Source organism: Roseococcus sp. (assembly GCF_965227005.1).
GTDB lineage: Bacteria > Pseudomonadota > Alphaproteobacteria > Acetobacterales > Acetobacteraceae > Roseococcus.
In genome coordinates this window covers 39,145-56,067 of sequence record NZ_CBDDFJ010000035.1, presented here as the reverse complement: position 1 = coordinate 56,067, position 16,923 = coordinate 39,145, and the positions used below count along the sequence as shown (strand labels likewise).

General features: G+C 69.8%; 15 protein-coding genes. 9 read left to right on the top strand and 6 right to left on the bottom strand.

Features of this window, described 5'->3' with window-relative positions; genetic code table 11:
• Positions 1-44 precede the first annotated feature (44 nt).
• The 4 genes from ACO057_RS17235 (at position 45) to serA (ending at position 5,209) form a co-directional block, all read left to right on the top strand.
• Entirely contained in the window at positions 45-1,328 is a 1,284-nt protein-coding gene (locus ACO057_RS17235; RefSeq protein WP_421993840.1) for a DUF1800 domain-containing protein, read from the top strand.
• Positions 1,325-2,521 (top strand): DUF1501 domain-containing protein, encoded by a 1,197-nt coding sequence (locus ACO057_RS17230; RefSeq protein WP_421993839.1) that lies wholly within the window; start codon positions 1,325-1,327, stop codon positions 2,519-2,521. The genes ACO057_RS17235 and ACO057_RS17230 overlap by 4 nt, the downstream gene beginning before the upstream one ends.
• 151 nt (positions 2,522-2,672) lie before the next feature.
• Positions 2,673-3,953: a M20 family metallo-hydrolase gene (locus ACO057_RS17225; RefSeq protein ID WP_421993838.1), complete on the top strand. Its 1,281-nt coding sequence runs from the start codon at positions 2,673-2,675 to the stop codon at positions 3,951-3,953.
• Positions 3,954-3,964: 11 nt separating this feature from the next.
• A complete protein-coding gene (gene serA / locus ACO057_RS17220; RefSeq protein WP_421993837.1) occupies positions 3,965-5,209 on the top strand; it encodes a phosphoglycerate dehydrogenase in 1,245 nt (414 codons plus the stop codon).
• On the opposite strand, the gene ACO057_RS17215 is transcribed toward serA, so the two are convergent.
• Together ACO057_RS17215 and ACO057_RS17210 are read right to left on the bottom strand one after the other, a co-directional pair.
• Positions 5,194-5,523, bottom strand: a complete 330-nt coding sequence (locus ACO057_RS17215; RefSeq protein ID WP_421993836.1) for a hypothetical protein — start codon at positions 5,521-5,523, stop codon at positions 5,194-5,196. The two genes, serA and ACO057_RS17215, sit on opposite strands and share 16 nt — an antisense overlap.
• A 40-nt stretch (positions 5,524-5,563) precedes the next feature.
• On the bottom strand, positions 5,564-5,866 hold the full coding sequence (locus ACO057_RS17210; protein ID WP_421993835.1) for a hypothetical protein: 303 nt from the start codon (positions 5,864-5,866) through the stop codon (positions 5,564-5,566).
• Between the two features lie 96 nt (positions 5,867-5,962).
• On the opposite strand from ACO057_RS17210, the gene otnK reads away from it, so the two are divergent.
• Together otnK and ACO057_RS17200 are read left to right on the top strand one after the other, a co-directional pair.
• Positions 5,963-7,225 (top strand): 3-oxo-tetronate kinase, encoded by a 1,263-nt coding sequence (gene otnK, locus ACO057_RS17205; protein ID WP_421993834.1) that lies wholly within the window; start codon positions 5,963-5,965, stop codon positions 7,223-7,225.
• Positions 7,222-7,842, top strand: a complete 621-nt coding sequence (locus ACO057_RS17200) for an aldolase (protein ID WP_421993833.1) — start codon at positions 7,222-7,224, stop codon at positions 7,840-7,842. The genes otnK and ACO057_RS17200 overlap by 4 nt, the downstream gene beginning before the upstream one ends.
• A gap of 68 nt (positions 7,843-7,910) precedes the next feature.
• Here ACO057_RS17200 and ACO057_RS17195 read toward each other — a convergent pair whose 3' ends face one another.
• Positions 7,911-8,597: a hypothetical protein gene (locus ACO057_RS17195; RefSeq protein WP_421993832.1), complete on the bottom strand. Its 687-nt coding sequence runs from the start codon at positions 8,595-8,597 to the stop codon at positions 7,911-7,913.
• Positions 8,598-9,108: 511 nt separating this feature from the next.
• Positions 9,109-10,242 (bottom strand): bifunctional 2-methylcitrate synthase/citrate synthase, encoded by a 1,134-nt coding sequence (locus tag ACO057_RS17190; protein ID WP_421993831.1) that lies wholly within the window; start codon positions 10,240-10,242, stop codon positions 9,109-9,111.
• Between ACO057_RS17190 and ACO057_RS17185 the strand changes: the two genes are divergently transcribed.
• The gene (locus ACO057_RS17185; protein WP_421993830.1) at positions 10,241-11,302 is read left to right on the top strand and encodes a MipA/OmpV family protein; all 1,062 of its coding nucleotides are present in this window, start codon (positions 10,241-10,243) and stop codon (positions 11,300-11,302) included. The two genes, ACO057_RS17190 and ACO057_RS17185, sit on opposite strands and share 2 nt — an antisense overlap.
• Before the next feature lie 124 nt (positions 11,303-11,426).
• Here the strand turns inward: ACO057_RS17185 and ACO057_RS17180 are convergent, their stop codons facing one another.
• The gene (locus tag ACO057_RS17180; RefSeq protein WP_421993829.1) at positions 11,427-12,962 is read right to left on the bottom strand and encodes an MmgE/PrpD family protein; all 1,536 of its coding nucleotides are present in this window, start codon (positions 12,960-12,962) and stop codon (positions 11,427-11,429) included.
• A 131-nt stretch (positions 12,963-13,093) separates the two neighbouring features.
• On the opposite strand from ACO057_RS17180, the gene ACO057_RS17175 reads away from it, so the two are divergent.
• Together ACO057_RS17175 and ACO057_RS17170 are read left to right on the top strand one after the other, a co-directional pair.
• Positions 13,094-14,467 carry a dihydroorotase gene (locus ACO057_RS17175; protein ID WP_421993828.1) on the top strand — a complete coding sequence of 458 codons (1,374 nt, stop codon included), beginning with the start codon at positions 13,094-13,096 and terminating at the stop codon, positions 14,465-14,467.
• Positions 14,468-14,523: 56 nt separating this feature from the next.
• Entirely contained in the window at positions 14,524-15,468 is a 945-nt protein-coding gene (locus ACO057_RS17170; protein WP_421993827.1) for an N-carbamoyl-D-amino-acid hydrolase, read from the top strand.
• Here ACO057_RS17170 and ACO057_RS17165 read toward each other — a convergent pair whose 3' ends face one another.
• On the bottom strand, positions 15,469-16,878 hold the full coding sequence (locus tag ACO057_RS17165; RefSeq protein ID WP_421993826.1) for an amidase: 1,410 nt from the start codon (positions 16,876-16,878) through the stop codon (positions 15,469-15,471).
• Positions 16,879-16,923: the final 45 nt, after the last annotated feature.

Here is a 16,923-nt window from a genome sequence, read left to right as displayed (position 1 = left end):
TTTCCCGGCATACGCCGGCCGAGTCGTGTCATGGTCTGGCCGCCATGACGCCGCTCGCCGCCCATGCCGCGATCCGCTTCGGCCTTGGAGCCCGTCCCGAAGCCCCCGCGCCGGCTGATCCCTCGGCCTGGCTCGCGGGCCAGGTCGCGCCCCTCGCCGAGCTACCCGGCCCCAGCCTCAACGACATCCAGCTCGCGCTGCGGGCCCAGCGGCGCGACATCCGCCACCCCGGCGTGGGCGACATCTTCCGCGTGGAATCCACCGCCTGGGCCACGCGGATGATCGCCACGCGGATCCCCTTCGCCGAGCGCTGGGCGAATTTCTGGACCAACCACCTCACCGTCAGCCGTCGCGCCTTTCAGACCACGCCCTGGCTCGGCCACTACCAGCGCGCCATCCGCGCGAAATGCTTCGGCCGCTTTGAGGATCTGCTGCTGGCCGCCTACCGCCATCCGGCGATGCTCGGCTATCTCGACCAGACCAATTCAACCGGCCCGGCGAGCCCCGTCGGCCGGCGCGGACGCGGGCTGAACGAGAACCTCGCGCGCGAATGCCTGGAGCTGCACACCGTCACCCCGGCGGCGCGCTACGGCCAGCCCGATGTGGCCGCGCTGGCGCGGATCCTGACGGGATGGTCCTCCGGCCGGGGCGAGCAGTTCTCGGAAGTGGACGGCTTCCTCTTTCGCGCCGACGCGCATGAGCCGGGCGCCAAGCGCCTGCTCGGGGAAAGCTTCCCCGAGGGCGAGGAGGGCGGCGCCGAGGCGCTGCGCTTCCTCGCCAACCATCCGTCCACCGCGCGCGCCCTCGCGCTCAAGCTCGGCCGGCACTTCATATCCGACACGCCCTCGCGCGCCTCGCTGAGCTGGATCGAGGGCGCCTGGCGCGACAGCCGAGGCGACCTCGCGGCCGTGGCCCGCGCCCTGATCGCCGATCCCGAGACGCAGACGCCGCTGCGCAAGCTCCGCAGCGGGCAGGACTATGTGATCGCCGTGCTGCGCGCGCTGGGCCAGGGCGCGGAGAGCGCGCCGATGCTGCTGGCCACTTTGAACCGCCTGAACCAGCCGCTGTGGAACGCGCCGGCGGCCGATGGCTGGTCGGACGCCGCCGCCGAATGGGCTGCGCCCGAGCAGCTGATGCGCCGCCTCGAATGGGCGACCGAGCTCGCCGGCCGCGCCGCCGCGGCCGGGGCGACCGAACCCGAGGCCCTGGCCGCGACCATGCTCGGCCCCCTCGCCCGCGCCGAGACGATGAACGTGATGCGCCGTTCCGGCTCGGCGCGCGACGCGATCGTGGTGGTGCTCGCCAGCCCGGAGGCCCAACGCCGATGACCCAGCACAGCCTTCCCCGCCGCGGCTTCCTGCTCGGCCTGGCCGGCGCGATGGCCTTGGGCGGCACGCGCCTCGCCCTGGCAGAAGGCCCGCCCGGCGAGAAGCGCCTCGTCGTGGTGATGCTGCGCGGCGCGCTGGACGGGCTCGCCGCCGTCGCGCCCTATGGCGATCCCGGCTTCGCCACGCTGCGCGGCGGGCATGCCCCGCCCGAGCCCGGCCAGGAGGGCGGCACGCTCGACCTCGGCGGCTTCTTCGGCCTGCACCCGGCCCTCCCCCGGCTGCATGGCCTCTATTGTTCCGACCAGGCGCTGGTGGTGCATGCCGTCGCCGGCCCCTGGCGCAGCCGTAGCCATTTCGACGCGCAGGATTTTCTCGAATCCGGCTCGACGCAGCGCCTGCCGGACGGCTGGCTCAACCGCGCTTTGGCCACCATGCCCGGCGAGGCGGCGGGATATGCCCGGCGCGGCCTCGCCCTCGGCATCGAGGTGCCGCTGCTGCTGCGCGGGCCGGTGCGCGTGGGCAGCTTCGCCTCCCAGGCGCGGGCGCGACCCGACACCCAGGTCCTCGCGGCCCTGGTCAGGCTGCACCGGGCGGACCGCGAGCTCGGCCCGGCCTTCACCGAGGGGCTGCGCTCGCGCGGATTTTCCTCGGGCGTGCTGGCGGGACTGGAGCCGCCGCCGCCGGGCACCAGCGGCTTTGCCACCCTGGCGCGTTCGGCCGGGCGGCTGCTGGCGGATCCGCGCGGGCCGCGCGTCGCGGCGATGGAGCTCGGCGGCTGGGACACCCATGCGACCCAGGGCCCCAAGCTGATCGGCGCGCTGAACCAGCTCGACGAGGGGCTGGAGGCCTTGCGCGCGGGGCTCGGCGCGGCCTGGGCGCAAACGGCCGTGCTGGTCATGACCGAGTTCGGCCGCACGGCGCGCATCAACGGCACCCAGGGCACGGATCACGGCACGGCGGGCGTCGCCTTCCTGCTCGGCGGCGCGGTGCGCGGCGGGCGGGTGCTGGCGGACTGGCCGGGTGTCGGGCCCGGAAAGCTCTTCGAGAACCGTGACCTGGCGCCGACGCTGGACCTGCGCCGCGTGGCCAAGGGGCTGCTGCGCGATCACCTCGGGCTCGGCGAGGCCGCGCTGCTGCGGGCCTTTCCCAATAGCCGGGAGGCCGAGGCGCTGGCGGGGCTGGTGGCCATCTGAGGCTCAGCCGGGCGGCGCGCGACCATCGTCCCCGGTGATCGCCGCGGCGAGGCGGAACGCGCGCCTCTCAGGGAAATGCAAGGCTGACGCGCGGAAGCCCTCGCTGGCAAGGGCACGGGAGTTGCTCTAATCCCGGCAGCAGGAGGCCCCCATGCCCGATACCGTTGCTCCCAATCTCGTCGCTGCCGTCAGCGAAGCGCGCCACTGGCAGCGCCTGATGGAGATGGGCGCGATCGGCGGCTTCACCGATGCGGACGGGAACGAGGGCGTGAACCGCGCCTGCCTCACCGATCTCGACCGGCAGTCGCGCCGGCTGCTGATCTCCTGGGCCGAGGCCATCGGCCTCACCGCCAGCACGGACGCGCTGGGCAACCTCTTCCTGCGGCATGAGGGTGCCGATCCCACCCTCGCCCCCGTCCTCGCCGGCAGCCATATGGACAGCCAGCCCTCGGGCGGGCGCTTCGACGGCATCTGGGGCGTGCTCGCCGCCTTCGAGGCGGTGCAGGCGCTGCGCGAGGCGGGCATTGCCACGCGCCGCTCCATCGAGGTCGTGGCCTGGACCAATGAGGAGGGCGGCCGCTACGCGCCGGGCTGCATGGGCAGCATGGCCTATGCCGGCTACCTGCCGCCGACCACCTGGGATGCCGTGACCGACAAGGACGGCATCCGCTTCGGCGATGCCCTGTCCGAACACCAGGCCAGCGAGGCCGACATCGCCCGCCGCCCGCTCGGCGTGGTCGAGGGAACAGCGCCCTTCGCCTATGTCGAGGCGCATATCGAGCAGGGTCCGCTCCTCGAGGCCGAGGGCGGCGACATCGGCGTCGTCACCGGCATCCAGGGCAGCCGCTGGTTCCTCGTCGAGATCAACGGCAAGTCCGACCATGCCGGCACCACCCCGCTCGGCCTGCGGAAAGACGCCGTGCAGGACATGGTGCGCGCCATCACCGCGCTGAACGCCCTCACCCACGACCCCGCCGACGTGCTGCGCTTCACCGTCGCGCATATCGAGGTGGAGCCGAACAGTTCCAACAGCGTCGCCGCCGTCGCGCGCTTCACCATCGACCTGCGCCACCCCGACAACGCCGTGCTCCAGGCGCGCGGCAATGCCATCGAGGACGTGATCCAGGCCGCGCTGAAGACCTGCACGGCCAAGGTCACCGAGCGCTTCCACGCCATCCCCACCACCTTCGCGCCCCTGGTGCCCGACGCGGTCGAGGCCGCCTCGCGCGCCCAGGGGCTGCGGGCGCTGCGGCTGCCCTCGGGCGCCTTCCACGACGCGCAATTCATCCACCCGCTCTGTCCGACCGGCATGATCTTCGTGCCTTGCCGCGCGGGCGTCTCACACCATCCCGCGGAATACGCGACGCCCCCGGCGCTCGCCGCCGGGACGCGGGTGCTGGCGCAGGTGCTGGCGGATCTGGCGAACCGATAGGGCCATCACCGATGAACGATCTTCTCTCCCTCCCCAAGGACCGCATCCGCACGCTGCTGCTGGAGGGCATCTCCGACACGGCCGTCGAGCTGCTGGGCCATGACGGCTACAACAACATCGTCCGCGAGAAGAAGGCGCTGGAAGGCGCGGCGCTCAACGAGGCGGTGCGCGGCGTCCACATGCTCGGCATCCGCAGCCGCACCAACGTCACCGAGGAGATGCTGAGCCATGCCGACCGGCTGATCAGCATCGGCTGCTTCTGCATCGGCACGAACCAGGTGGATCTGGACGCGGCGCGGCAGCGCGGCATCCCCGTCTTCAACGCGCCCTTCAGCAACACGCGCTCCGTCGCCGAGCTCACGCTGGGCGAGATCATCATGCTGCTGCGCGGCATCTTCCCGAAATCGACGGCGGCGCATGCCGGTCAGTGGGACAAGTCGGCCGACGGCTATCGCGAGGTGCGCGGGCGCACGCTTGGGATCGTGGGCTATGGCAATATCGGCAGCCAGCTCTCGGTATTGGCCGAATCCCTCGGCATGCGGGTGATCTATTACGACACGGCGGCCAAGCTGCCGCTGGGCAATGCCAGCCGCTGCGGCACGCTGGACGAGCTGCTCCACTGGTCGGACATCGTGACCGTCCACCTGCCCGAGACGCCGGCGACCATGAACCTCATGGGCGCCGAACAGATGGCGAAGATGAAGGCCGGCAGCTTCCTCATCAACAACGCGCGCGGCACCATCGTGGATGTCCCCGCTCTGGCCGCCGCCCTAAAGTCCGGCCATCTGGCGGGTGCCGCGCTCGACGTCTTCCCCGAGGAGCCCAAGCGCAACGGCGACCCCTTCATCTCGCCGCTCCAGGGCCTCGACAACGTGATCATGACGCCGCACATCGGCGGCAGCACCGAGGAGGCGCAGTCGCGCATCGGCGAGGAAGTCGCGCGCAAGCTCGCCGATTATTCCGACACCGGCAGCACCGAGGGCGCGGTGAACTTCCCCCAGGTAGCCCTTCCCGCGCGGCCGACCGGCACGCGCTTCATGCACGTCCACCGCAATGCGCCGGGCGTGCTGGGCAATGTGAACCAGATCTTCTCCAAGCGCGGCGTGAACATCGCCGGCCAGTACCTCCAGACGGATGGGGAGATCGGCTACGTGGTCGTCGATGCCGGCGCCACGCGCGACGGCGAGGCGATCCTGGCCGAGCTGCGGGCCCTGCCCCACACCATCCGCGCGCGGCTGCTCTACGAGCGCGACTGAGGCCGAATTTTGCGGGGCCGGTGACGCCACCGGTCCTGCAGGGGACCGACCAGCAGAAGGGGCGACGCGGCAAGCGTGAGCAGCGCGAAGATCGCCGCCGTGCTGCGCGCGCCCGAGGCGAAGGCCGCGACCGTCACCCCCGCCAGCCCGCCGACCACCACCGCGCCCAGCGCGAAGAGTCCCAGGATGAGCCGATGGCGGCCCGACAGCCATTCGGGCGGCGGCACGCGCGTCTCGCGCGCCTGGCCGTCCCGGCCGACGTCATATGTTCGTGAAGGGTCGAGGCCGAAGGGCCTCTCGGAATCGGACGGCACGAAAGCGGCCTCGCATCAGGGCCGAAGCCGCAATTTGGCCTTAGCGGCGCATCACGACGAAGAAGGGCGTGGGCTCGATCCCCATCGCGCGCATCCGGCGGCGGCGCCACCAGAGCGACACGCTGGCGATCAGGGCCGCGCCGATCACCACCGGCAGCAGCAGGCCGATGAAGAAGATGGCCAGGGCCACCATCAGCAGCCCGCCCGCCGCGAGGGCGACGAGGATGGCGATACGGCTCGTGCGCGCCAGCAGCGCGTTGAGGCCGGAGGGGCGCGGCGGATCCCGGAACTCGCCCTCGGGCGTCATGTCCAGGACGGGGCGGCGGGAGAAGCTGTCGGTCATAGCCAGGATGTTGCCCCTCCTGCCGTGGCGTTCAAGACCTGTTTGCCGATGTTCCGCACCCGGCCTAAATCGGAAACGACCAGGGGAGAGAAACTCATGCCGTTGCTCGGCTGCATCGCGGACGATTTTACCGGGGCCACCGACCTCGCCAGCACGCTCGTCCGCCAGGGGATGCGCGCCGTCCAGGTGATCGGCGTGCCCGACGGACCGTTGCCTGAAGCGGATGCCGTCATCATCGCCCTGAAGTCCCGCACCATCCCCGTGGCCGAGGCCATCGCGCAGTCGCTCGCCGCCTGCGAGGCGCTGCTGGCGGCGGGCGCGAAGCAATTCCTCTTCAAATATTGCTCCACCTTCGACAGCACGGACGAGGGCAATATCGGCCCCGTGGCCGAGGCGCTGCTCAAGCGGCTGGACGGCGGCTTCGCCATCGCCTGCCCCGCATTCCCCACCAATGGCCGCACCATCTTCCAGGGCCATCTCTTCGTCGGCGGCGCGCTGCTGAGCGAGAGCGGGATGGAGAACCATCCCCTCACGCCCATGCGCGACGCCAACCTGGTGCGCGTGCTTGGCCGCCAGACCGAGGGCGGCGTGGGCCTGCTGCCCTTCGCCGTCGTCGAGCAGGGCGAGGTCGCCATCCGGCGCGAGGTGACGCGGCTGCGCGAATCCGGCCGCCGCTTCGCCATCGCGGATGCCATCACCGACGCGCATCTCATGGCGCTCGGCGCGGCCTGCGCGAACCATGCGCTGATCACCGGCGGCTCGGGCATCGCCATGGGCCTGCCCGAGAACTTCCGGCGTTCCGGGCTGCTGCCGGCGCGCGGCGATGCGGGCGCGCTGCCGGAGGTCGGGGGTTTTGCCGCCGTGCTCGCGGGCTCCTGCTCGCGCGCGACGCTCGGGCAGATCGGCACGGCGCGCGACCATGTGCCCACGCTGGAGCTGGACGCGCTCGCCACGCCGGACGCCGCCGCGCTCGCAGGCCAGGCCAAGGCCTGGATGGCCGGCAAGCTGGAGGCCGGACGCCCGGTCGTGATCGCGGCCTCCGCGCCGCCCGATCGCGTGGAGGCGCTGCAGAAGAAGCTCGGCCGCGACGCCGCCGGCGCGCTGGTGGAGGAGGCGATGGCGGAGATCGCCGCGGCGCTCGTCGCCGCCGGCGTGCGGCGGCTCGTCATCGCGGGCGGCGAGACCTCGGGCTCGGTCGTGCAGCGGCTGGGCGTGCGGTCCCTGCGCATCGGCGCGGAGATCGACCCCGGCGTGCCCTGGACGCATGCGACGCCCGACAGCGCGCCGGAGGGGATGCTGCTCGCGCTCAAGAGCGGCAATTTCGGCGCGCGCGACTTCTTCCTGAAGGCCTTCCAGTGAGCGAGGAGACGCAACGCCGCCTGCTCGTCGAGCTCGGCGCCTCGCTCTTCGCGCGCGGATTTTCCGTGGGCAGCGCGGGCAATATCAGCGTGCGCCTGGCGGACGGCTATCTGATGACGCCGACGAATTCCTCGCTCGGCCGGCTGGAGGCCGCACGCATCAGCAAGCTCGATCTCGCCTGGAAGCATGTCAGCGGCGACAAGCCGACCAAGGAGGTCTTCCTCCATCGCGCCTTCCTCGACGCGCGTCCGGAGGCGGGCGCCGTGGTGCACCTGCACAGCACCTACGCCACCGCGATCTCCTGTCTGGAGCCGGCGGTGATCCCGCCGCTCACGCCCTATTTCGTGATGCGCGTCGGCCGCACGCTGCCGCTCATCCCCTATTACCGCCCGGGCGATGCGGCGATGGAGCCCGCGATTCACGATGCGGCGCAGCATGCCAAGGCCGTGCTGCTCGCCAATCACGGCCCGGTGATCTGCGGCGCGACCCTGACCGATGCGGTGAACGCCGCCGAGGAGTTGGAAGAAGCCGCGAAGCTCGCGATCCTGCTGCGCGGGATGTCGCCGCGGCTGCTGACGCCGCCGCAGGTGGAAGATCTGCTCACCACCTTCGGCTGACGCGGCGGGCATAAAAAAGGCGCCGCCCCGATGGGGGCGGCGCCGGTCTCACGCGATGTTCGGCGTGATCAGCTGGTCGGCGTCTCGGTCACCGGCGTGGGGGCCGGCGCCGCGGCGGCGGCCTTCTTGGCGGCGCGCGTGATGGCGGCGCGCTTGGCGGCCTCGGCGCGCTTCGGATCCTTCGCCTTCACGACCGGCTTGGCAGCGGCCTTCGGGGCAGCCTTGGGGGCGGCCTTGGCCTTCGGAGCTGCCTTGGCGGCGGGCTTCTTCGCGGCGACGGCCTTCTTGGGAGCGGCCTTCTTCGCAGCCGGCTTCTTCGCGGCGACGGCCTTCTTGGGAGCGGCCTTCTTCGCAGGGGCAGCCTTCTTCGCAGCCGGCTTCTTCGCGGCAGCGGCCTTCTTGGGAGCGGCCTTCTTCGCGGCGACGGCCTTCTTCGGCGCGGCCTTCTTCGCGGCCGGCTTCTTGGCGGCGACGGCAGCCTTCTTCGGCGCGGCCTTCTTCGCGGGAGCGGCCTTCTTCGGCGCGGCCTTCTTCGCGACGGGCTTCTTCACGGCGGCGGCCTTCTTCGGCGCGGCCTTCTTCGCAGGGGCAGCCTTCTTCGCGGGAGCGGCCTTCTTCGCGGCCGGCTTCTTCGCGGCGGCGGCAACGCGGCCGCGCGCCGTGGCGGGCTTCTTGGCCGTGCGGCGGGCGCCGGTCGCCATCGCCATCGCCTGCGCGCGCGGCTTGATCTCGGTGGTCTCGGTCGTATCGGTCATTCTTATTCTCCTATGCGCCGTGGGCGCTCCAGACTGGGATGGTGACTCACTTCGCCGCGGCGCCGCGCCGCGACAGATGGCAGAGGCAATCACTCGGCAGGCGATGGACACCACGAAAGAAAGCTCGGCGCGCCATCTGCGCTTCCGCCGGCATCAGGCGACGGCCCATGCCTCTCTTCCGCGGCGACCGGAAACGGTGTTTCCTGACATTCGAAAATCACCGATCCAATCTTGGATCATCCTTCCTGCTCGACGCTCGCCCTGCTCTGCGATCCGGTTCGATGCTCGCCTCTCTCGCGCCAGGCGCGACAGCGTGTTCATGCCAGCGAATCGCACGTCAATGCGTGCGTTTGCAACGCTATCGGAATGCGCGAGTTGCCTGTCAAATACATTCTGCATTTGCTTGTGCGTTTTCGCGCGCGATGAATCGCCGATGCATCACGCGCCACAACGAAAGAGGCCGTCCGATCGCTCGGACGGCCTCTTGTTTTTCAGCGCGACGTGAGTCGCTTCAGCGCGCGCTCATCGGCGGAACAGGCCGCTGTTCGAGGCCCGTATAAAGTGAGAGCGGACGGATGAGGCGGTTGTCCGCGAGCTGCTCGAACACGTGCGCGGACCATCCGACGATGCGGCTGCACACGAAGATCGGCGTGAAGAGCGGAATGTCGAAACCCATCAGGAAATAGGCGGGGCCAGCGGGGAAATCGAGGTTCGGGTGGATGCGCTTCTCTTCGAGCATCACCTTCGCGAGCACGGCGGAGGTGTTCATCCACCGCTTGTCGCCCACGACCTCCGCCATGATCTCGGCGTATTTCTTCATCGTGGGGACGCGGCTGTCGCCCGACTTGTAGACGCGGTGGCCGAAGCCCATCACCAGCGCCTTGTGGTCGAAGCGGCTGCGCAGCCAGCCCTCGGCTTCCTCCGGCGAGGGGATTTCCTGCAGCATGTGCATCACGGCCTCGTTGGCGCCGCCATGCAGCGGGCCCTTCAGCGCCGCGATGCCGGCCGTGATCGCGCCATGGATGTCGGCCATGGTCGAGGAGACGGTGCGCGCCGTGAAGGTCGAGGCGTTGAAGGTGTGCTCGGCGTAAAGAATCATCGAGACGTCGAAGGCCTTGATGACCTCCTTCGCCGGCACCTTGCCGAAGACGACGTGGAAGAAGTTCTCGCAATAGGAGAGCGAGGGGTTGGGCGCCACCGGCTCCAGTCCCTTGGACAGGCGGAAGGCGGCGGCGACGGCGGTCGGCGCCTTGGCGAGGATGCGCATGGCCTTGCGGCGCTGGGCGGCGTCGGAGATGTCGGCCCATTCGGGATCTTCCATCCCCATGAAGCTGACGGCCGTGCGGATCGCATCCATCGGATGCGCGTCCTTGGGGAATTCGCGGATGACCTTCAGCAGCGCCGGGCTGAGGGCGCGGTTCGCCTTCTCCTCGTCCTGGAAGGCCTTGAGCTGCGCGGCGTTCGGCAACTCGCCGTTCCACAGCAGATAGGCGACCTCGTCGAAGCTCGCCTGCTCGCAGAGGTCCTGCACGGCATAGCCGCGATAGGTGAGGCTGTTGGTCTCGGGCATCACCTTGGAGATGGTCGAGACGTCGGCGTAGACGCCGACGAGGCCCTTCTTCAGGTCGGGTGCTGATTCGCTCATGGCATTCCTCATGCGGGTTCTTCTGCGGCGAAGCTTAAGCTCGCGCGCGCGGCTGTCCATCGCCGGGACCGATGCGGCGCATGCCCGCCGCAGCATGCGGATGCGCAAGTCGCGCGACCGGATGGGAGCCACCGCTCCCCGCGCCAGGGTCCAGGAACGGGTACGCCAGGCGCATCGCCGGGACACCGCGCCGATGCCCTCCGCCTTTCCCCGCTCTAGGCTGGGGCGCTTCCATCTCGAGGGCCCCTCCATGTCTGGTGTTTTCCGCAGCGTCGCTTCCGTGAGTCTGGCCGTCAGTCTGAGCCTGGTGGGCGCGGCGCGGGCGCAGGATCCGATGGACGGCATCCTGCCCAACTATGTCGGCGCGGGGGCCGGCGTGGCGCCGGAATATCTCGGCTCGCGGCACTCCACCTTCGGCGCGGCGCCGGCAGCGCGCTGGCAGTTCGACGGCCAGCGCTATGTCTCCGTGATCGGCCCGCGCATCGAGGTCAATCTGGTGGACAGCCCGTACTTCCAGTTGGGCCCCATCCTGAACTACCGCTTCGGCCGCTCCGGGGCCGATGATCGCGCGGTCCGCAACCTCGGTTCGCTGAACGGCGTGCTGGAGGGCGGCATCACCATCGGCGGCACCTATATCGGCACCGGCGCCATCCCGTTCCGGGTACGGGCCGGGGTGAACGTCGTCAGCGACATGACGGGCGGCTATGGCGGCGTCTCCGCCCTGCCCTTCGCCAATCTCTGGTTGCCGCTCTCGCCCACCGTCTTCGTGGGCGCCGGCGTCAGCGCACGGTTTTCGCCCGCGTCGCAGAACCGGTACTATTTCGGTATCTCGCAGGCCCAGTCGGTCCGCAGCGGGTTGCCGGGGTTTGACCCGGGCGGCAGCGGCTTCGCGCAGTTCTCGGCCTGGCCGGCCGTCGTCTGGCGGTTCAGCGACAAATGGGTCGCGAGCGCGTCGATGCACTATACCCGGCTGAGCGACGAGGCGGCGAACAGTCCCATCGTGCGGCGCGGCAGCCGGGATCAGCTGGTGGCCGGAGTGGGCGTCGCCTACCTCTGGTAGAGGATCGTGGGGCCTCGGAAGCGGGCGTGATGCCGTTCGGCATCACATGCGGGTCACCCCGACTGTAGCATCCCGCGCGTTCTGTTCGGTTCATGCGCGTGAACCGAACAGCGGATTGTTAACCTCAGAAGATGCCCGGCTTGCTCTCGTTGAGCGTGCCCTTCGGCAGCGCAACATGAAGCGCGCCGAGCTCGCCGGCCTTGAGGCTGGCGAGCTCGGCGGCGTCGATGAAGCGGCTCGCCTCGCGCGTCGTGATGATGCCATCCGTCAGCTCGCGGAACTTCCGGATGTACTGCGCCCGCACGAAGGGGCGCGCGCCGCGCGGATGGGCATTGGCAACGCCCAGCTCGTCCACCAGCCTGGTGCCGTCCTTGAACAGGATCTCGACGCGGCCGCCGAAGGCCAGGGTCTCGGGGTCGCGCGAATGGTAACGCTCCGTCCACTCCGGCGCCTCGGTGGTTTCGATCTTGTGCCAGAGACGGACCGTATCGACGCGGCCGGCGCGCCTGGGCGCGTAGCTGTCCACATGATGCCAGCGGCCGTCCTGCAAGGCGACGGCGAAGATGTACATGATCGAATGGTCGAGCGTCTCGCGGCTCGCCTTGGGGTCCATCTTCTGCGGGTCGTTGGCGCCGGTGCCGATCACGTAATGGGTGTGATGGCTGGTGTGGATGATGATCCTTTCGATCTTCTCCATGTCCGGGATGCTCTCGCGCATGCGAAAGGCGAGGTCGATCAGCGCCTGGCTCTGGTACTCGGCCGAGTGCTCCTTGGTGTAGCTGTCGAGGATGGCGCGCTTGGGCTCGCCGGCGCCCGGCAGCGGCACAGTATAATAGGTGGGGTCGTAGACGGTCTTGCGGCCCTTGCTGTCGGCCTGGGTGCGGCCGGAAAGGATCCAGGCGATCACGCTGTCCTCGCCCTCGTAGATCGGGCCTGGCGCGCCCTCGCCGCGCATGCAGCGGTCCACGGCCTCGACGGCGAGCTTGCCGGCATGGGCGGGGGCATAGGCCTTCCAGGAGCTGATCTCGCCCTTGCGCGACTGGCGCGTGGTGACCGAGATGTGCAGCGCCTGCTGGACCGACTGGAAGATCACCTCCTGCTTCAGCCCGAGCAGCGTGCCGAGGCCGGCGGCCTGGGCCGGGCAGAGATGCGCGATGTGGTCGATGCGGTGCTCGTGCAGGCAGATGGCGCGCACCAGGTCGATATGGATCTCGTAGCCCGTCGCGAGCCCGCGCAGCAGGTCGCGGCCCGAGCGGCCCATGGTCTGCGCCACGGCCAGGATCGGCGGGATGTTGTCGCCGGGGTGGGAGTAGTCGGCGGCGAGGAAGGTGTCGTGCATGTCGAGCTCGCGCACCGCGGTGCCGTTCGCCCAGGCCGCCCATTCGGGGCTGACCGTGAAGGAGGCGGGCATGCCGAAGACGGTCGCGCCGCCCTTCCTGGCGTGGCCCAGCGCCATGCCGCGCGCGGAGACGACGGGGCGGCGGTTGATGGCGGCGATGGCGACCGAGGCGTTGTCGATGACGCGGTTGAGGATCATCTCCGCCACATCCTTCTGGACGGCGGTCTTGTCGGTGGCGACCCCGGCGATCTTCCAGGCCAGCTGGTCCTCGCGCTTGAGCAGCGCCTTCGACGGGTAGACCTTGACGGGATGCATCTGCATTCGCGGCCTCCTCGGTGGTCAAACCCGGCTTGGCGGCTCATCCACGCGCGCCTAGCCTGATCCCATGCCTGGTGGGTCGCATCCTATGCGCCCCCGCATGCAGTGCAACATGGCCTGAGGATTTCTGAAGTATGGCGTTCGATCTGGTGGTACGAGGCGATCTGGTCCTGAGCGACCGCGTGCTGGAGGGCGGCTGGATCGGCGTTTCCGGCGGCGTGATCGCGGCGATCGGACAAGGCGTCCCCCCTGCCTCGGCGGAGGTCGCGGATCATCGCGGCCTGCTGATCTTCCCGGGCCTCGTCGACGGCCACATGCACACGAGCAGCGCGCTGGGCTGGCCGGGCATCGAGGGTGCCTCGCGCACGGCGGCGGCCGGTGGCGTCACCACCTGCGTGGACATGCCCTACGACATCCCGCGCCCCGTGACCGACGCCACGATCCTCGCCGAGAAGGTGAAGGTCGTGAACGCGACGAGCCATGTGGACATGGCCCTCTACGGCACCATCCGGAAGGACGGCGGCGTGGAGGAGATCGCGGGCCTCGCCGCGGCGGGCGTCTGCTCCTTCAAGCTCTCCACCTACGAGTATGACGCCGTGCGCTTCCCGCGCATCGACCACACGACCATGGAAGCGGCCTTCCGCGAGATCGCCAAGACCGGGCTGATGGTGGCCATCCACAACGAGGACCAGGAGATCGTCGAGGGCGCGATCGCGGCCGCGCGCGCGACCGGGCGCACCGATCCCATCATGCATGCCCGCACCCGCCCGCCGCTCTGCGAGACCATGGCCGACCTCGCCATCTTCGAGATGGCGCTGGAAACCGGGGCGCATGTCCATATCGCCCACTCGTCCCTTGCGCGCGGCTTCGACCTCGCCGAGCTGTTCCGCAACCAGGGCGCCAAGACCTCGGGCGAGGCTTGCATCCAGTATCTGTGCATGACCGAGGAGGACCTCGTCCGGCTCCAGGGCTTCGGCAAGTGCAACCCTCCCTTCCGCACGGCCGACGAGGTGGAGCGCATGTGGCAGAGCCTGGCCGAGGGCAAGATCGCCTATGTCTCGACCGACCACGCGCCCTGGCCGCGCCACAAGAAGGAATACAGCGGCGACATCTTCGCCTGCGGCGCCGGCCTCACCGGGCTGCAGAGCTTCGCGCCGCTGATGTTCACCTTGCTGGAGCAGCGCGGCCTTCCCGCGACGCTGCTGGCCTCGCTCTGCGCCGAGCGGCCGGCGAAGTTCCACGGGCTCTTCCCCAAGAAGGGCGCCATCCGCCAGGGCTGCGACGCCGACCTGCTGGTCATGGAGCGCGGCGACTTCACCCACGACGCGGCGAAGATCCAGGACCGCGAGGAGAACCGCTGGTCGCCCTATGACGGCATGAAGATGAAGGGCCGCGTGGCCGCGACCTATCTGCGCGGCGGCTGCATCTGGAACGGGACGGAAGTCCTGGCGACGCCTGGCACCGGCCGCTTCGTGCCCCGTCAGCATGCGGAGACGTTCCTGGGCTGATTTTTCCTGGCGGGGGCGGCCTTGTCATGCCGCCCCCCAAAAGGCAGCTTCCGGCCATGTCTCGCATGATCACGCTCGCCGGCGCTCAGACCGGCCCCATCCAGCGCGCCGACACCCGCGCGCATACCCTCGACCGGCTCATCGCCCTTCTGGAGGGCGCCGCGAAGGCGGGCGCCCAGCTGGTCGTCTTTCCCGAGCTCCCGCTCACCACCTTCTTCCCGCGCTGGCTGATCGAGAACACCCAGGAGCTCGACACCTGGTACGAGCGCGAGATGCCCAACGCGAATTGCCAGAAGCTCTTCGACCGGGCGCGCGAGCTGAAGGTCGGCTTCCACCTCGGCTATGCCGAGCTGACGCCCGAGGGCCAGCGCTTCAACACCGCCATCACCGTGGGCCCCGACGGGCAGATCCTGGGCAAGTACCGCAAGGTCCACCTCCCCGGCACGGTCGAGCCCCGCCCCGGCGCGCGCTTCCAGCAGCTGGAGAAGCGCTATTTCGAATATGGCGACCTCGGCTTCCCCGCCTTCCGCGGCGCGCCCGAATGGCACCGCCCCGTCATGGGCATGCTCATCTGCAACGACCGCCGCTGGCCCGAGGGCTGGCGCGTCTATGGCCTCCAGGGCGTCGAGCTCATGGTCATGGGCTACAACTCCGCGGCCTATGATCCGCTGGGCGGCGACACCGAAAGCGCCGAGCTGCGGACCTTCCACTCCACCATGGCCGCCCAGTCCAACGCCTATATGAACGCCACCTGGGCGGTCAGCGTCGCCAAGGCCGGCGACGAGGACGGCTCGGGCCTGATCGGCGGTTCGTGCATCGTCAGCCCGAACGGCATCGTGGTCGCCCAGGCCAAGACGCTGGCCGACGAGCTGATCATCGCCGAGGTCGATCTCGACGACTGCAAGCAGGGCAAGGAGAAGATGTTCAACTTCGCCGCACACCGCCGCCCGCAATATTACGGGCGGATCGTGGACCAGGTCGGCGCGATCCTGCCGGACTGATCAGCCTGCCAAGGGCGGCCTGAGCTGCGCCCAGGGCCGCGCCGCCTCGAGGGCGGCGCTGGCCTGCAGCACGCCCAGGTCGTCGAAGCGCCGCCCTACGACCTGCAGCCCGACCGGCAGGCCGGCGGGGGTGAAGCCGCAAGGCAGGCTCGCCGCCGGGCTGCCCGACCAGTTGAAGGGGTAGGAGAATTCCGCCCACATCAGCCAATCCCAATCATGCTGCGGCCAGTGCTCGGGCTGCAGCCGGTCCGCCGGGAAGGCAGCCACGCTCGCGGCCGGCGAGAGCAGGAAGTCGTAGCCCTCCATGAACTCGTGGATCTGCTGGACATAGGCGAAGCGCCGCAGCCGCATCTGCATGTATTGCGGCGCGGTGAAGCTCGAGGCGTGCTTGATCATCGCCACGAAGCCCGGATCCATCCGGCTCTCGAATTCCGGCAGGCTCTCGATCCGCCCGCTGAAGGTCGCCGGCCAGAAGAAGCGCACCAGCTCGGGGCCGAGAGGTCCCCATTCGGGCGTCACCTCCTCGATCTGCGCGCCCATCTCCTCGAAGGCCTTCACCGCGCGTTCGACCACCTCGGCGACCTCGGGATCGACGCGGGCATGGCCGAGGTCGCGCGTATAGGCGATGCGCTTGCCCTTCATGCTCGCCGCATTCAGCTGACCCGCATAATCCTGCGGCGGCGCCTCGAGCGAGGTGTAGTCCCACACATGCGGCCCGGCCATCGCCTGGGTCATCAGCGCGGCATCCTCCACCCGGCGCGTCAGCGGGCCGATATGGGTGGCGAGCTCGTTGTTGGACATCGGCCAGTTGGGCACGCGGCCATGCGTCGGCTTGAACCCATAGACGCCCGAGAAATGCGCCGGCATGCGGATCGAGCCCGCCCCGTCGCCGCCCTGGTGCAGCGGCCCATAGCCGCAGGCCGCCGCCACCCCCGCGCCGGAGGAGGAGGCCCCCGCATTCAGCCCCTTGCCCCAGGGATTGTGCGTGATGCCGGAGATCATGGCCTGGCTCACGCCCTTCCAGCCCCATTCGCTGGCCGAGGTGGTCTTGCCCACCATCATCCCGCCGGCGTCGTGCAGCCGGCTGACGCAGGGCGCGTCCACATCGGGGATCGTGCCCTGCAGGATGGCGGTCGCGAAATCGGTCTGCACACCCTTGGTGTGCTGCAGGTCCTTGATGGTGAAGGGGATGCCCTCCAGCAGGCGCGGCGTCTCGCCCGACAGGAACACGGCCTCCGAACGCCGAGCGGCCTCCAGGGCATGCTCCGGGGTGAAGCGCATCATGGCATTCACCCGCGGCTCGACCTGCGCCATGCGGTCGAGCACGGCCTGCGCGACCTCGACCGGCGAAAGCTTCCGCGCCCGGTACAGCGCGCCGAGCTCCGTCACGCCCAGATAACCGATATCCATCCGAGATTCCCCAGTCCTGTTGGGCCGCGTCAGGCGGCCTCCCTT

Excerpts from the sequence above, each read along its gene's own strand:
- serA (WP_421993837.1), top strand. The coding sequence starts at position 3,965 with ATGAACGATCTTCTCTCCCTCCCCAAGGACCGCATCCGCACGCTGCTG.
- ACO057_RS17235 (WP_421993840.1), top strand. The coding sequence starts at position 45 with ATGACGCCGCTCGCCGCCCATGCCGCGATCCGCTTCGGCCTTGGAGCC.
- ACO057_RS17195 (WP_421993832.1), bottom strand. The coding sequence starts at position 8,597 with ATGACCGATACGACCGAGACCACCGAGATCAAGCCGCGCGCGCAGGCG.
- ACO057_RS17170 (WP_421993827.1), top strand. The coding sequence starts at position 14,524 with ATGTCTCGCATGATCACGCTCGCCGGCGCTCAGACCGGCCCCATCCAG.
- otnK (WP_421993834.1), top strand. The coding sequence starts at position 5,963 with ATGCCGTTGCTCGGCTGCATCGCGGACGATTTTACCGGGGCCACCGAC.
- ACO057_RS17225 (WP_421993838.1), top strand. The coding sequence starts at position 2,673 with ATGCCCGATACCGTTGCTCCCAATCTCGTCGCTGCCGTCAGCGAAGCG.
- ACO057_RS17230 (WP_421993839.1), top strand. The coding sequence starts at position 1,325 with ATGACCCAGCACAGCCTTCCCCGCCGCGGCTTCCTGCTCGGCCTGGCC.
- ACO057_RS17210 (WP_421993835.1), bottom strand. The coding sequence starts at position 5,866 with ATGACCGACAGCTTCTCCCGCCGCCCCGTCCTGGACATGACGCCCGAG.
- ACO057_RS17165 (WP_421993826.1), bottom strand. The coding sequence starts at position 16,878 with ATGGATATCGGTTATCTGGGCGTGACGGAGCTCGGCGCGCTGTACCGG.
- ACO057_RS17190 (WP_421993831.1), bottom strand. The coding sequence starts at position 10,242 with ATGAGCGAATCAGCACCCGACCTGAAGAAGGGCCTCGTCGGCGTCTAC.
- ACO057_RS17175 (WP_421993828.1), top strand. The coding sequence starts at position 13,094 with ATGGCGTTCGATCTGGTGGTACGAGGCGATCTGGTCCTGAGCGACCGC.
- ACO057_RS17185 (WP_421993830.1), top strand. The coding sequence starts at position 10,241 with ATGGCATTCCTCATGCGGGTTCTTCTGCGGCGAAGCTTAAGCTCGCGC.
- ACO057_RS17180 (WP_421993829.1), bottom strand. The coding sequence starts at position 12,962 with ATGCAGATGCATCCCGTCAAGGTCTACCCGTCGAAGGCGCTGCTCAAG.